Consider the following 15,752-nt stretch of genomic DNA (forward strand, 5'->3'; position numbering starts at 1 on the left):
AATATTTTTAGACTTGTTTGTCAAGCCTTTAGTACTTTTAGTTTAAGTAATAACATGGGTGAGAAGCCAAGAAGAATCTGTTCAACAAGAACCCAGCCTATTGATAAACAAGCTCTGAGGGTGGGCAGGAAGCCAAAGAACGATTTTGTTCAGAGGAAAGACGCTCACAAGAATAAAAACGTGTCGAGGAATTATTTTTCAAAAATTTCTCTATTTTCAGAGTAGGTTTACAGCTTCCCTCATTTGCGAGAGAACATGGTTGATATTGCTGAGATTGAAGAAGATACTTTTTGTATAGATTAATTATTTATAATGCATGAGGAGTTTTTCGGATAAAGTTCTTCCTTCCTCAACGTATCTTTGATTGGCTTCAATTGCTGCTTGTGTACAATGATGATAATTTTCTGAGAAAGCACGGTATGCTTCATTAAACGCTTCATAAAAATAAGCGCGTCTTTGTGGGATAGGTTTTTCTGCTTCAATCAATGCGTTCATGTAGTCATACCATTGGTTTGTTGGAGTCTCGCAAAGATTTTGAAGAAAATGCAGTGATCCTAAAACTTCCGCTAGTCGGAGTAATTTTTTCTCATAAGGTGGAGATTGTTGCGCAAAGGTTGGCATTGAACTTACAATGAATATTAAAATAAGGATGTTTATCAATCTATTACGCATTATTGTTATTGTTTTCCTTGAATAAAACTCTGTACAAATAAAATAATTGTGTCATGAAGACGATGTCAAAAAATAGGGATAATTATTACATTATTCTCAATTATTGCTTATAAAATATAGGGCGTAAGAGGCAGTAAGGAAACCATAATGGAATATTGAAAATACTAACGGAGTTTTTTTATGATTAAAAATTTAAGACTTGCTTCCTGCAATCTATTTTTCACATAAATTTATAGTGTAACGCCTATAAAATTTTTTTAAAAGCTCGTTTTCTTCAAGGAGGGAAAAATCTCTATCTACAGAATGCTTTTATCCATCAAATAAAATAGATTGTTTTTATGATAAATGATGGATACAGCCGTGAATACAATGGGAAAATGGTAAGAAGAATTTACTATAAGATAAAAGTTTTTAGCCTAAACCGCATAATACGATAATTTGAGATAAGATACATCTAAAAGGAGCGGTGCATAATATCGTCCATGGAGTCAATAATGAAAGAGTTGCGATTTTATAATACGCTGACACGTAAAAAAGAAAATTTTACGCCAATAGATGCGACAAGAGTACGTCTTTATGTTTGTGGACCGACAGTTTATGATTATGCACATATAGGAAATGCACGCCCTGTCATTGTTTTTGATATTTTATTTCGTTTATTGCGTCATGTTTATGGTAATGAGCATGTTCTATATGCACGTAATATTACAGATGTTGATGATAAAATTAATGCACGAGCAGCTTGCGAATATCCAAACTTGTCATTGAATGATGCTATTCGTCAATTAACAGAACGTACATATTTCCAGTTTCAACAAGATACCATAGCACTTGGTTGTCTATTGCCAACCAGTCAGCCGCGCGCAACCGAGCATTTAGAGGAGATGCGCTCTTTAATTGAAAGGTTGCTTGAAAAGGGGCACGCTTATGAAGCGGAAAATCATATATTATTTTCTGTAAGTAGTATAAAAAATCCTCCCCATTATGGGGCATTTTCAAATCGTTCTTTAGATGAAATGAGGGCGGGGGCGCGTATCGATGTTGCTGCTTATAAAAGGGAAGAGATGGATTTTGTTTTATGGAAGCCTTCTGTGGAAGGAGAACCAGGTTGGGAATCACCGGGCGGAATTCCTGTTTTAGGTCGTCCAGGTTGGCATATTGAATGTTCTGCAATGTCAATGGCAAAGTTATTAGCGCCCTATGGTGGTGGTTTAACTTGTGATGATCCCACCGCCAATATTTTTGATATCCATGGTGGTGGACTTGATTTAATTTTTCCTCATCATGAAAATGAGATTGCACAAAGTTGTTCAGCTTTTGGGACGGAACGAATGGCTAATTTTTGGATGCATAACGGCTTTTTACAAGTTGAAGGTAAAAAGATGTCGAAAAGCTTTGGCAATTTCATAACTATTCGTTCTGTTTTAGAGAATAATTTTTTGGAGTTTAATGGTATTTTATCCGATGAAATGAAGCAAAATTGGGCTGGTTTGTCTGCGCGTTTTTCGATGTTGCAAACGCATTATCGTGAACCATTAAATTGGACAGCGCAGCGTTTAACACAATCGAGCAGCGAACTATATCGTTGGTATGAATTGCTTCGCAGCAAAAAGAGTGAGATGAAAAACAATGAAGTAGTTGATGATACTTTGATAGATGCACTTAGTGATGATCTTAATACTCCAAAAGCACTGACTCTTTTGCGAAAATTTTATAAAGAAGGAGATGCTTTGGCTCTTGTTAATGGGATGAATTTATTAGGACTGTTACGAAAAGAATGGATTAAAGAAATAGACTGCCCATTATTTACAAGAAAAACTTTTCTTGATTCAAAATTTATTGATCAGCGCATTGCCGAAAGACTAAGACTTATCCATAATAAAGAGTGGGAAGCTGCGGATACAATTCGTGATGAGCTTGCAGCTGAGGGGGTTCTTTTAAAAGATAGTAAGGATCCGCAAAGTGGTAAGCGCATAACCGTGTGGGAAATAAAGCGACACTAATGTCTCTATTCCAGCAGCTCTCATAAAAAAGGAGAATATGATGGAATTTTTATATCATTATGGGTATGTCGCACTAAAATTAGTTGTAGGCCTTATCGCTTTCCTCTTGATTTTAAGAACCACAGGTCGTGGTAGTCTTAGTCAAATGACGCCAGTTGATTTGGTAAGTAATTTTGTGATGGGAAGTATCATTGGAGGCGTTATTTATAGTCCGGATGTTAGCAGTATTCAATTGTTGATCGTCTTATTTATTTGGCAGACTTTGGTCACCACTCTTAATTTTCTGATGCGCTATTCAGTTTTTTTTCGTCGTCTCATTGCAGGACGACATATTGCATTGGTTTTAGACGGAGTATTTCAAGTGGATAAGATTAAAAACTTAGGTATCAGTGTGAATGATCTGATTACAATGTTGCGTATTAAAGGCTGTAGTTTACACGAAGCTGCTTTCGTTCGTTTAGAAACCAATGGCGATTGTTCCGTTATTAAAAAGGAAGAAGGAAAGAAGTCTATCATTTTAATACAAAATGGCGAAATTCTTGATAAGGGGCTGAAAGAGATTGGTAAAACAAAAAAGTGGCTTCATGCAGAACTGAAAAAAAAGCATGTAAAAGTTGAAAATTTATTTGCAGCAGAGTGGTATGAGAATACAGACCCAAATAATAAATTATATAGTGGATTATTTCTTGTTCCTCTTTCAAAAACAGTCTAACTTCAAACAACGAGTAGGTATAGCTTATTGGAAGCATAATGAAGAGATGAACCTATAAACAACCACAGGGGGGGTGTTTTGCCTTTTTCGTGTGGATGATAGAGAAGTAAGGGCTTTATGAAACGTAATGAAATAACAAAAACTGTATCATCGGATACGGGGAAAACTCTGCGTACACTTTACAATTTATGGCCTTATATGTGGCCAGTAGATCGGCGTGATCTAAAAATGCGTGTGCTATGGGCAATATTTTATCTTGTTTTAGCCAAGTTCGTTCTCATATCTGTACCGTATTTCTTTAAATATTCTACGAATGTGCTTGATGCCAGCTTTCAGTTACCTGAATGGTTTCCATCCAATTGGATTATTCCCATCATGCTCGTTTTGGCGTACAATGTTGCACGTATTATGCAGGCTGGATTAAATCAATTACGCGATTCTCTTTTTGCCACTGTTGGTCAATATGCTGTTCGTCAATTAGCTTATAAAACCTTTGTACATATTCATGAATTATCTTTGCGATTTCATTTGGAACGCCGAACTGGTGGGCTTTCTCGCGTGATTGAGCGTGGTACAAAAGGAATTGAAGCTATCGTAAGATTTTCAATTCTCAATACAATACCGACAGTTTTAGAATTTATATTAACAGCACTTGTATTTTACATAAGTTATGGGTGGTATTATCTTCTCATCGTTGTTGTAACGGTTGGGTTATATACCTTGTTTACCATTAAGGCGAGTGATTGGCGCATTCGTATTCGGCAACAAATGAATACAGCGGATACTGAGGCGAATACGCGCGCTGTTGATTCTCTCTTGAATTTTGAAACGGTCAAATATTTTAGCAATGAAACTCTAGAAGCTGATCGTTTCAATGCTTCTATGGTATGTTATGAAAAAGCTGCAACAAAGATTTGGACATCATTAAGCTGGCTTAATTTTGGTCAGGCTCTTATCTTTGGTATTGGAATGACGATCATAATGCTGATGTCAGCTTATGAAGTTTATTATAAGACACAAACTTTAGGAGACTTTGTTTTTATTAATGCACTTTTAATGCAACTTTCCATTCCACTGAATTTTATTGGTTCAATTTATCGTGATGTTCGACAAGGTTTAACGGATATTGAAGCGATGTTTGATCTTTTAGATGTTCAGCAGGAGATTGTTGATAAATCGGACGCCAAACCGTTAGAGATAAGCGATGGGACCATTCGTTTTCATCAGGTAAAGTTTTCCTATGATTCAACGCGTCAGATTCTTCGAGATATTGATTTTGAAGTCTCTGGAGGAAAAACAGTCGCCATTGTCGGTCCATCGGGTGCAGGGAAATCAACTATTTCTCGGTTGCTTTTTCGGTTTTATGATGTTGATTCGGGCTCTATCACAATTGACGGGCAGGATATTCGTGATGTAACACAAAAAAGTTTGCGCGAAGCAATAGGCATGGTACCACAAGATACGGTATTATTTAATGATACAATTGCCTATAATATTTGCTATGGGCGTCCAAGTGCTACAGATGAAGAGATGCGCAAAGCTGCTGAAATGGCACAGATATCAAAATTTATTGAGATATTACCAGAAGGTTTTCAATCTATGGTAGGAGAGCGTGGTCTCAAATTATCAGGTGGTGAAAAACAACGTGTGGCTATTGCACGGACACTCTTAAAAGCCCCCCCACTTCTTATTCTAGATGAAGCAACAGCGGCTCTTGATACGGCGACAGAACAGGAAATTCAACAAGCATTGGATATTGTAAGCCGTGGACGTACGACATTGATTATTGCTCACCGTCTTTCTACGGTTATCAATGCGGATGAAATTTTGGTTCTTAAAAGTGGTCGTATTATTGAAAATGGGACACATACAGAGCTTTTACGCAAGAAAGGTCTCTATGCTTCAATGTGGAATAAGCAGCTTGAAGCATCGCAAGCTGAAGAAAAATTACGTAAGATGCGTGAAGAAGATGAGATGAGTATTGTTAATCGTAAAAAATAAGGTGGGAAAAATGTAATCTATATCTTTATATGGGGTGATTGATTAAATAGATAAAAAGACACAAGAGGAACAAAAAGATTTATTGCTTGTTTAAGTTTACAATGAATAGGAAATTATATGAGTATTCTACAATCTGTCCATAATAGCTTTGTACCGATTCATAAAGAAGGTTATCCTTTTATTGTAGCGTTTTTTATTATTTCGCTCATTCTTGGTTGGATATGGAGTCCGTTTTTTTGGTGTGGTCTTATTCTCACGGTGTGGTGTATATACTTTTTCCGTGATCCAGATCGTGTGATCCCTTTGAATTCAAATTGGGTGATGTCGCCTGCTGATGGGCGTATTTCATGTGTGGAATCATGTGTTCCACCTGAAGAATTAGGATTAGGGAAAGATGAAATGACCCGTATTTCCATTTTTATGGATGTTTTTTCATGTCATATCAACCGTATTCCTATAAGTGGTACAGTAGAGTCTATCGTTTATCATCCAGGTCGCTTTACCAATGCTGAGTTTGATAAGGCTAGTCAGTTTAATGAGCGTAATGGGGTGGTAATTGATAGTAAACATGGTAAAATTGGTATCGTACAAATAGCGGGGATGGTTGCTCGTCGGATTGTTTGTTGGTCAAAAGAAAACGCTTCCGTTATCACGGGTGAGCGATTTGGATTAATTCGTTTTGGTTCTCGCCTTGATATTTATATACCAACTGAAATGAAATTGCGTGTTGCAGTTGGACAGACAGCAATTGCTGGAGAGACGGTTTTGGGTTCTTTTGATGATAAGAATGCCACAACGGATTTCAGATATGATTAGGACACACAATGAAAAATTTTTCGCCGTTTTCTTCATTCAATCCTGAGGGGCAACATGATGATGTTGCAAATCGTCGGCGTTCACCTATCCCAATGCGGTATGTTATTCCCAATATTATTACTATTTTAGCAATTTGCGCAGGGATGAACAGTATTCGTTTGGCTTTTGAGCATCGCTATGAGGCTGCTATTTTAATGGTGCTTTTGGCTGCAATTTTAGATGGTGCTGATGGTCGCATTGCGCGTTTAATAGATGGTAGTTCATCTTTTGGGGCACAGATGGATTCCCTTGCTGATGTTATAAATTTTGGTGTTACTCCTGCCCTTATTGTTTATTCCTTTATCTTAAATCAAGCGTATCACATTGGTTGGGTTGCAGCCCTTGTTTATTGTGTTGCTTGTTGTTTGCGATTAGCACGTTTTAATGTGATGTTAGATAATCCCAATATACCTAAGTGGCAGAAAAGTTATTTTGTTGGTGTTCCAGCACCAGCAGGAGCGTTATTACTTTTATTGCCTACGTATTTAGGTGCTCTTGGTTTGGTACCTAATTGGGGGTGGGCATTATTTTTTAGTCTTTATACTGTAATTATTGCTTTTCTTTTGATTAGTCGTTTACCGGTATGGAATGCAAAAACAATTGATCAAAATTTAAGGCGTGATATCGTTATACCGTGCATGTTGGTCATTGTTATTTATGTCGGTTTTCTTGCAACTTACACGTGGAAAACTTTATTGATTACGGCTATTAGCTATATGATCTTTCTCCCCTGTAGTTTTGTTGCTTATAATAAACGCGCGGCTTTAGAAGAGAAAGAGGCTGACGCTAAAGCTATCCAAGAATCATAAAATGTTACATTTTTTTTGAGTAGCAAAGAAAAGAGAGATCCAAACTATTTACCTCTCAGATGTGATCAATCAGGTATATGATAATCTACAAACCGATTTTTACGGACATTAAAGAGTTTTCCAGTTTCCTTTAAATCAGGCGACAGCAAATGGATTATTTTTTTTGCAACCTCTTGTGGTGAAGGAAGGGTTTGTGGATCTTCACCAGGCATAGCTTCAGCGCGCATGGCAGTTCGTGTGGCACCAGGGTTGACACAATTAATCTTAATAGGAGTTTGTTTAAGTTCTTCTGCCCAACAGCGGGCAATCATCTCTAAAGCAGCTTTAGAAGCGGCATAAGCTCCCCAGAAAGGGCGTGCAACGTGTGCAACGCTTGAGGATAATAGGATGGCTCGTCCAGCATCAGATTCACGTAATAAAGGCTCAACGGCTTTCATTAAGCGCCATTGGCTGATAAGGTTTATTTGAAAAACATCTTCAAATACCGTATTTTCTATATGCGCTATTGGTGAAAGTGTTCCAAGGATTCCTGCATTAGCAACGATAATATCGAGTTTTTTCCAGCGTTTGGCAATTGAGATAGCAAGAGCATCGATGTTTTCCATATGATGCAAGTCAAGTGGAACAAGGGTTGCATGGGCACCTTTTTCTCGGATTTGATTATCCAATTCAGTAAGTCCACTGACTGTTCGTGCAAGAGCAATAATATGAGCGCCGCGTGCAGCAAGCTCAAGTGCCAAATAATAGCCAATCCCTCTTGAGGCACCCGTAACAAGTGCAACACGCCCATGGAGACTAAAGTCATATTTTGCTATCATTAATCTTTTGTTTTAAGAACAGATGATTGATGAATTTTGGAGAGGTTTTCTTGATCAACCAGATGAGTAGGGTAATATCCAGTAAAATAATGATCAGTAAATTGTGGATCAGTGTTATTTCGTTTTTCCCCTGCTACAGCAAGATACAATCCATCCGTTGAAAGAAATTCTAATGAATCTGCTCCAATAAAATCACACATAGATTTTAAATCTGGATATTGATTTGCTAAAAGACTTTCAACTTTAGGTGTATCAATGCCATAAAAATCCGGATAGAAAATCATAGGACTAGAAATGCGCATATGCACTTCTTTTGCTCCGGCATCGCGGAGCATTCGCACAATTTTGAGGGACGTTGTTCCACGGACAATAGAGTCATCAACCAAAATAACGCGTTTTCCCTCAATAACAGGACGGTTTGCAGAATGCTTTAACTTGACGCCAAAAGCGCGAATTTGTTGTGTTGGTTCGATAAAAGTACGGCCAACATAATGATTACGAATAATACCAAGCTCAAAGGGAATTCCAATTTCTTGTGCATAGCCGATTGCAGCGGGTGTTCCTCCATCAGGAACAGGGACCACAACATCACCCTTACAAGGAGCTTCCTGTGCTAAACGAATCCCCATATTTTTGCGTGTTGTGTAAACACTACGCCCTCCAACGATTGAGTCAGGACGGGCAAAATAAACATATTCAAACAAGCAAAGTTTTTCTGGTTTTTCATTTTCTGGTTTTATAATTTTTTTAGTAATTTCGCCATTTTTTTGTATTTCACATATGATAATTTCACCATTTTTAACATCACGGACATATTTTGCTCCAATAATATCCAGTGCACAAGTTTCAGAACAAAAGATAGGCTTACCATCAAGTTCCCCCATCACGAGGGGTCTAATTCCTGTTGGATCGCGTGCAGCGATAAGCTTTGTACGTGTGAGCGCTAACATAGCATAGCCACCTTCTACTTGCCGAATCGCATCAACAAAACGATCAGAGGATGATTCATAACGTGAGCGGGCAATAAGATGGAGAAAAACTTCTGAATCTGATGTTGATTGACAGATGGCACCAGAAGCGATGAGTTCACGGCGCAATGTAAGACCATTGGTAAGGTTACCATTATGAGCAATAGCAATACCTCCCGCTTTTAATTCAGCAAAAAGCGGTTGAACATTGCGTAATGCTACTTCTCCAGTTGTTGAATAACGGGTATGTCCAATAGCACGATTTCCTGGTAAACGTGCAAGTGTTGCAGGGTTTGTATAGTGATCACCAATAAGACCTAAATGCTTTTCTTGGTGAAACATTTTATTATGGTAGGAAACAATACCGGCTGCTTCCTGCCCGCGGTGCTGCAGTGCATGGAGTCCAAGAGCCGTTAATGTTGCTGCATCTTCATGCCCAAGAATACCAAAAACCCCACATTCTTCATGAAGAGTATCATCGTCTAATGAAAATTTCTGACAGGAAATATCGCTTTTTATCATCATATTCTTTCAGCTGTGATATAGAGGAATCATTAATATCACATTTTATATCATTTAGTTTTCTTTCTTCATGAAAAGCTATTCTTTATTTTTTAAAATCATCTTTTCATGAGATTGTTTCTCATGCGTATATTTATCCCTGTCTTCAAATAAATTTTCTGCCTTTTCGAGAATAGATCCAATATCTTTTGGGAGTATTTCCCAAACTTTTTGTCCTAGTGAATCTAAAATAGGTCTTGTTTTCGCATTTTTTAACCAGTTCGCTTGGTGCTCGGGTTTAATCAGTGCATTAACCAGCAACATACCGATAACCATGATAAGTAAACCACGAAGTGCTCCAAAAATAAAACCAATAGCACGGTCAAGGATACCAATTCGACTATCAATAATAAAATCGGAGATTTTCATTGTAATAATTGACGTAATAATAAGAACAATAATAAAAATTGTGATCAATGTTGTGACCAATGCAATCATTTTATTAGAGAGATATTGTTCAAAGAAAGGTAAGACAGGCTTGTATAAAAAAAGTGTCGTAACAGCTGCAACTGCCCAAGAAATCAATGATAACACTTCACGTGAAAATCCTCGAAGCATAGCAAGAAAAGCGGACAACAGGATGATTATTACGACAATTCCATCAAGGATTGTTATGATCATTTGTTTGTTCCTTATAAATAAAGTTGTGTTCTTTTAAGTCAGTATGCAAATATATTTTTTGTTATGCCATTTTTTGTTCTTATAGCAAGGATATTTTGTATTTTATATATTTTTTTCTATATTACTTTGCCTGTGGTGCAGGCCGTTTTTACTTGCGGTAAGGGCGGCAACAAGTTCGGGCAGGTCGGAGAAAGTTTTTTGTTGAAAATTGAGCGACTTCATCATTTCGGTTGTTGTTGTGGGATGAAATGCTCCCTGAAAGCCAAGTTTTTTTGCTTCATTGATGCGTTGTGCTGAATGTGCAACAGCGCGGGTAGCTCCTGAAAGACTGACTTCACCAAAATATACATAATTTGTTGGCAAAGGAATATTGGCAAGAGAGGATACCAAAGCGGCGGCTACAGCTAAATCAGCAGCGGGTTCTGATATGCGATATCCACCTGCCACGTTCAGATAGACATCATGCTGTCCAAAACGAATGCCACAATGGGCTTCTAAAACAGCAAGAATCATAGAAAGACGATTTCCATCCCATCCGACAACTGCACGTCTTGGTGTCCCAAGGGAAGAAGGAGCAACAAGCGCTTGAATTTCTACGAGTATCGGGCGTGTTCCTTCCATGCCGGCGAAAACAGCAGCGCCTGGTGCTTTTTCATTACGTTCTCCTAAGAACAATTCGGATGGATTTATCACTTCGCGTAATCCTTTATCAGACATTTCAAAGACACCAATTTCATCTGTTGGCCCGAAGCGATTTTTTACAGTTCTAAGAATGCGATAATGATGTCCACCTTCACCCTCAAAATAGAGAACGCCATCAACCATATGTTCAACGACTCGAGGACCAGCAATTTGCCCATCTTTTGTAACATGACCAACAAGAACAACAGCAGCTCCTGTTTTCTTGGCAAAGCGGATCATTGCTTGAGCGCCAATACGCACTTGTGTGACAGTGCCAGGTGCTGAATCTGCTGTATCTGACCATAGAGTTTGAATCGAATCGATAATCACCATATCAAGGTTTTTATGTTCGCTTAAGGTTGCCAGAATATCTTCTACGTTGGTTTCAGCAGCAAGTTTTACTTCTGTATTGTTCGCTCCAAGCCTCTGTGCACGCAGACAAATTTGCGCAATAGCCTCTTCACCTGAGACATAGATGACATGATGTCCTTTGCGGGATAAAGCAGCAGCTGTTTGTGTTAGTAATGTTGATTTTCCAATACCTGGATCACCACCAACAAGGAGTGCTGATCCACGGACAAAGCCCCCACCGGTAACACGATCAAGTTCTGCAATACCAGAATGAATACGTGGAGCATCTTGGATATCTCCAGAAAGAGATGTAAGGGAAACGATGCGTCCTTTACGCGTATTCTGCTTAGGACCACTTCCTATGCCGCCATTTATATTTTCTTCAACAAGAGAATTCCATTCCCCACAGGCGCTACATTTCCCTGCCCAACGAGAATGGATGGTTCCGCAATTTTGACAGATAAATTGAATACGGTTGCGTGCCATGATGGTTTAGCCAATTTTCTCTGGAAGATAATCAATATCTTCTAGGTCACTGAATCGTGTGAAAGAAGACTGAAAGGCAAGAGATACGATTCCTGTCGGTCCATGACGTTGTTTTGCAAAAATAACATCAGCTTTTCCCATAATTTTCTCCATTTCATCTTGCCATTTTTGATGTTCCAAAGTGCCTAATTGGGGTTCTTCATTTTTGAGATAATATTCTTCACGATAGACAAATAAAACGATGTCGGCATCTTGCTCAATAGAACCAAATCCACCTAAATCTAAAAGTTTTGGGCGTTTATCTATTCTGTTTTCAACTTGATGTGAAAGTTGTGAAAGAGCAATAATAGGGATATTTAATTCTTTAGCTAATGCTTTTAATTTTGCAGTGATCTCTTGAATACGGTATTCAGATGTGTATTTTAAATCACTTGTCATGAGTTGGATATAATCAATAATTAAGACATCCAAACCATGTTTTTGCTTGAAACGCCGAGCACGGGCAGCCAGTTGTGAAACTGATATTCCTCCAGTTTGATCAATATAAAGGGGTGCCTTTTGGAGCTGATTTACCGTACGAATAATTTTTGAAAATTGTTCATCTGAAATATTACCACGTCGAATATCAGAAGAAGAGACTTCCGTTTGTTCAGAAATAATACGTGTTGCAAGCTGCTCTGAGGACATTTCAAGTGAGAAGAACCCTACAACGCCGCCTTCATTTTCTTGGATATTACCATTATGATTATAAGCATTGGCAATATTAAAGGCAATATTGGTAGCAAGTGAAGTTTTACCCATACCAGGGCGCCCCGCAAGGATAATTAAATCGGATGGTTGTAATCCTCCCATTTTTTCATCAAGTGTTTGAATATGAGTCGCTATCCCTGATATTTGCGAAGAGCGCTTTTTTGCAGCATCTGCTATATCAATAACTCTTTTAATAGCTTCATCAAGACTGTCAAATCCACTATCGCAGTCTTCTTTTTTTTCTAGCATAATTATACATTTTCCTTTTGTTATATATCAGTTTTTATGCAGTTTTATATCAAGAATATTTTGCATGTTATAGAATTTTCTCTGTGCTGTAGTATTTAAAACACTGCTTGTTTTTTTATATTGCGGTAATTAGGGTAATTTTTCAGATAGATTAGAAAATATTTTTGTTAAAAGGTTAGAGATTGTCCTATAAAGAGGAAATTTTCTGATATTTTACATAATAGCCAGTCTTGCGCAACATCAGCAATTATTTTTGAATTTAAAAACAAGAAAATGAGTGTCTTGTGAGAAGGAGTTTTTTAAAAGAAGGAACAATATAGAAAGATTTAGATTAGCTATAGATTTTGGATATATGTATCCTACTTGCAACGCTAAAAGATGTATGATCTTCTCATATTATTAAGATTAATATTTTTCAAGAGCTTTTTAGATAGCAAATAATGACGGCCAAAATCATCCATTTTCCTGCCCAACGAGAATGGATGGTTCCGCAATTTGACAGATAAATTGAATACGGTTGCGTGCCATGGTGGTTTAGCCAATTTGCTCTGGAAGATAATTGCTATCAGCCAAATCACTAAAGCGTGTGAAGTCAGATTGAAAGGCAAGAGACACGATTCCTGTTGGTCCATGACGTTGTTTTGCAACAATAACATCAGCTTTTCCCATAATTTTATCCATTTCATCTTGCCATTTTTGATGTTCCAAAGTGCCTAATTTGGGCTCTTCATTTTTGAAATAATATTCTTCACGATAGACAAACAGAACGATATCGGCATCTTGCTCAATAGAACCAGATTCACGTAAATCTGAAAGTTGTGGACGTTTATCTGTTCTATTTTCGACTTGGCGTGAAAGTTGTGACAGAGCAATAATAGGAATATTCAATTCTTTAGCTAAGGCTTTGAGTCCTGTCGTAATTTCTGTAATCTCTTGAACACGGTTTTCAGATGAACGTTTTGATTTACTTGTCATGAGTTGGATATAATCGATAATTAAAATATCCAAACCATGTTGCCGCTTGAGACGCCGTGCACGGGCAGCTAATTGCGTAATTGATATTCCCCCAGTTTGATCGATATAAAGCGGTGCCTTTTGGAGCTGGTTCACCGCACGAATAATTTTTGAAAATTGTTCATCTGAAATATTACCACGTCGAATATCAGAAGAAGAGACTTCTGTTTGTTCAGAAATAATACGTGTTGCAAGCTGTTCAGAGGACATTTCAAGTGAGAAGAATCCTACAATGCCGCCTTCATTTTCTTGGATATTGCCATTATGATTATAAGCATTGGCAATATTAAAGGCAATATTGGTAGCCAGTGAGGTTTTACCCATACCAGGTCGGCCCGCAAGGATAATTAAGTCGGATGGTTGTAATCCTCCCATTTTTTCATCAAGTGTTTTAATATGGGTGGCTATCCCTGATAATTGTGAAGAGCGCTTTTTTGCAGCACTTGCCATATCGAGTGCTTTTTTAATAGCCTCATTAAAATTTTCAAATCCACCTCCATATTTCCCTTTTTCTGCTAGCTCAAATAACTGATTTTCAACAGTTTCAATTTGTTGGGTAGGCGTAAGTTCTACAGGAGCATCAAAGGCTGTATTGACAACTTGAGTTCCAAGGTTAATCAAAGACCGGCGGATAAAAAGATCGTAAATGACGCGTCCATAATCTTCAGCGTTAATAATAGTGACTGCCTCAGTGGCTAAGCGAACAACATATTGGTATACGGTAATATCTCCAATTTTTTCTTCCATTTGAATATAGGGCTTGATTGTAACTGGATCTACAAGTTTTCCTGTTTTAATAAGGTGAGATAAAACATGATAAATTTTTTGATGCAATGGTTCAAAAAAATGTTCTGGTTTTAGAAAATCTGAAACGCGGTCAAGAGAATCATTGTTGATAAAGATGGCACCAAGCAATGCTTGTTCAGCTTCAATATTATGCGGAAGTTGTCGAAAAGAAGGGGAATCTTCTTTTTTTGAAGAGCTGACATTAACAACACTAGTTTCTTCCATAATATTTTTCCACTAAAATTCCAAGTTTAGCTACTTTAGGCGATAAATTGAAAGCCGTATAGTAAAAGAATAGAGCTACAAATCTTCATTTTAAGTTAAAAGCATATAATTTTTGAAACTCCCTTTGAATGGCTCATTTATCATGAGTGCATGAGTAATATCTATTTCTTATGTTTTAATTTTTAATATGTGATTCTTTAAGTGGTCGTTTTGATATTCTCAATTTAAGTATTTTTAAGCTACGTAATCTTAAAACTCCAATATAGGTGTAAGTAGAATGACTTTTCTATAATTGAAATTATTTCAGATAATGTAAGGATATAATCAACTTACCACTCATGTAAATTTTATCCTTAAGGGTAGAACTTTAAATCATTTTTGCTTCTATATTGGAAAATAAGGAGCATTTACTCTGATTGATATAATCATTTCTAGCATGCAATGTCTTTATATAACATGCCTATAATTTTTTCATAAAAATTAGATTCTTTATGTATAACAGTCATAAAATACTCAGTTTTAAGAAGTGAGTATTTTATGATCAATATTAAATGGAATAAAAACACAAAACAGAGAGCAAAAATAGTAATTAAGCTTCTTGATGAGGATTATTTATATCGTTGTCATTAATTTCCTCTGCCAATAATTCTTCCTGACTTTCTTCTAATAATTCTTCTTGAATATTATATATTTCTTTAGCCGAAGTGAGAGTTTCACCTTCTGCTTGGCGTTGTGCTTCACTGGTGGAACGCGCAACGTTAATAATCACAGAAATTTGAACCTCTGGATGTAAGCTAAGAGTGATAGTGTGAAGACCGATCATTTTTATTGGATGATTAAGTTCTATTTGATTTCTTCCAATAGAAAAGCCTTCATCTGTTATGATTTCAGCAATATCACGTGTTGACACAGAACCATAAAGTTGTCCTGTTTCACCAGCAGAACGAACAACAATGAATGATTGTCCATCAAGTTTTTCAGCAATTTTTTGCGCTTCGCTTTTGCGTTCAAGATTACGTGCTTCAAGTTGTGCACGTTGTATCTCAAAATGTTTTTTATTGGCTTCATTTGCGCGTAAAGCTTTCCCTTGAGGCAAGAGAAAATTACGTGCATAACCATCTTTCACTGAGACAATATCACCCATCTGACCAAGACGAGGAATGCGCTCAAGTAGAATAATATCCATAGTT

General features: G+C 37.2%; 12 protein-coding genes and 1 pseudogene. 5 read left to right on the plus strand and 8 right to left on the minus strand.

Translation table 11 applies throughout. From position 1 onward, the window contains the following. Window positions 1-303 precede the first annotated feature (303 nt). Window positions 304-672, minus strand: coding sequence for a TIGR02301 family protein (locus tag ACFINC_RS03485; RefSeq protein ID WP_375616120.1), 369 nt, complete (start codon window positions 670-672; stop codon window positions 304-306). Between the two features lie 494 nt (window positions 673-1,166). Between ACFINC_RS03485 and cysS the strand changes: the two genes are divergently transcribed. The 5 genes from cysS to pssA all read left to right on the plus strand — a co-directional run bounded on the left by cysS (window position 1,167) and on the right by pssA (window position 7,052). After that, window positions 1,167-2,675, plus strand: a complete 1,509-nt coding sequence (cysS, locus tag ACFINC_RS03490) for a cysteine--tRNA ligase (RefSeq protein ID WP_375616121.1) — start codon at window positions 1,167-1,169, stop codon at window positions 2,673-2,675. Window positions 2,676-2,715: 40 nt separating this feature from the next. Next, a complete protein-coding gene (locus ACFINC_RS03495; protein WP_375606471.1) occupies window positions 2,716-3,387 on the plus strand; it encodes a DUF421 domain-containing protein in 672 nt (223 codons plus the stop codon). 117 nt (window positions 3,388-3,504) lie between these two features. Continuing rightward, entirely contained in the window at window positions 3,505-5,388 is a 1,884-nt protein-coding gene (locus ACFINC_RS03500) for an ABCB family ABC transporter ATP-binding protein/permease (RefSeq protein ID WP_375616122.1), read from the plus strand. Between the two features lie 117 nt (window positions 5,389-5,505). Then, window positions 5,506-6,204 carry a phosphatidylserine decarboxylase gene (locus tag ACFINC_RS03505; RefSeq protein ID WP_375616123.1) on the plus strand — a complete coding sequence of 233 codons (699 nt, stop codon included), beginning with the start codon at window positions 5,506-5,508 and terminating at the stop codon, window positions 6,202-6,204. A gap of 8 nt (window positions 6,205-6,212) precedes the next feature. Beyond that, window positions 6,213-7,052 (plus strand): CDP-diacylglycerol--serine O-phosphatidyltransferase, encoded by an 840-nt coding sequence (gene pssA / locus ACFINC_RS03510; RefSeq protein ID WP_375616124.1) that lies wholly within the window; start codon window positions 6,213-6,215, stop codon window positions 7,050-7,052. A 65-nt stretch (window positions 7,053-7,117) separates the two neighbouring features. On the opposite strand, the gene ACFINC_RS03515 is transcribed toward pssA, so the two are convergent. The 7 genes and pseudogenes from ACFINC_RS03515 to rplI all read right to left on the minus strand — a co-directional run bounded on the left by ACFINC_RS03515 (window position 7,118) and on the right by rplI (window position 15,748). After that, window positions 7,118-7,867, minus strand: coding sequence for an SDR family NAD(P)-dependent oxidoreductase (locus tag ACFINC_RS03515; RefSeq protein WP_375616168.1), 750 nt, complete (start codon window positions 7,865-7,867; stop codon window positions 7,118-7,120). Between the two features lie 2 nt (window positions 7,868-7,869). After that, a complete protein-coding gene (gene purF, locus ACFINC_RS03520; RefSeq protein ID WP_375616169.1) occupies window positions 7,870-9,360 on the minus strand; it encodes an amidophosphoribosyltransferase in 1,491 nt (496 codons plus the stop codon). 78 nt (window positions 9,361-9,438) lie between these two features. Further along, on the minus strand, window positions 9,439-10,020 hold the full coding sequence (locus ACFINC_RS03525; RefSeq protein WP_375616125.1) for a CvpA family protein: 582 nt from the start codon (window positions 10,018-10,020) through the stop codon (window positions 9,439-9,441). Between the two features lie 102 nt (window positions 10,021-10,122). Next, window positions 10,123-11,538, minus strand: coding sequence for a DNA repair protein RadA (gene radA / locus ACFINC_RS03530; protein WP_375616126.1), 1,416 nt, complete (start codon window positions 11,536-11,538; stop codon window positions 10,123-10,125). 6 nt (window positions 11,539-11,544) lie between these two features. Next, window positions 11,545-12,534: pseudogene (locus ACFINC_RS03535) on the minus strand (DnaB-like helicase C-terminal domain-containing protein); the annotation flags it as partial. Between the two features lie 537 nt (window positions 12,535-13,071). After that, window positions 13,072-14,562 (minus strand): replicative DNA helicase, encoded by a 1,491-nt coding sequence (locus tag ACFINC_RS03540; RefSeq protein ID WP_375616127.1) that lies wholly within the window; start codon window positions 14,560-14,562, stop codon window positions 13,072-13,074. A gap of 589 nt (window positions 14,563-15,151) precedes the next feature. Next, complete coding sequence (rplI, locus tag ACFINC_RS03545) at window positions 15,152-15,748, minus strand: 50S ribosomal protein L9 (protein WP_375616128.1); 597 nt, start codon at window positions 15,746-15,748, stop codon at window positions 15,152-15,154. Between the last annotated feature and the right edge of the window lie 4 nt (window positions 15,749-15,752).

The sequence above is a fragment of the Bartonella sp. AP58NXGY genome (genome assembly GCF_042195785.1).
In the GTDB taxonomy this organism is placed as follows: domain Bacteria; phylum Pseudomonadota; class Alphaproteobacteria; order Rhizobiales; family Rhizobiaceae; genus Bartonella.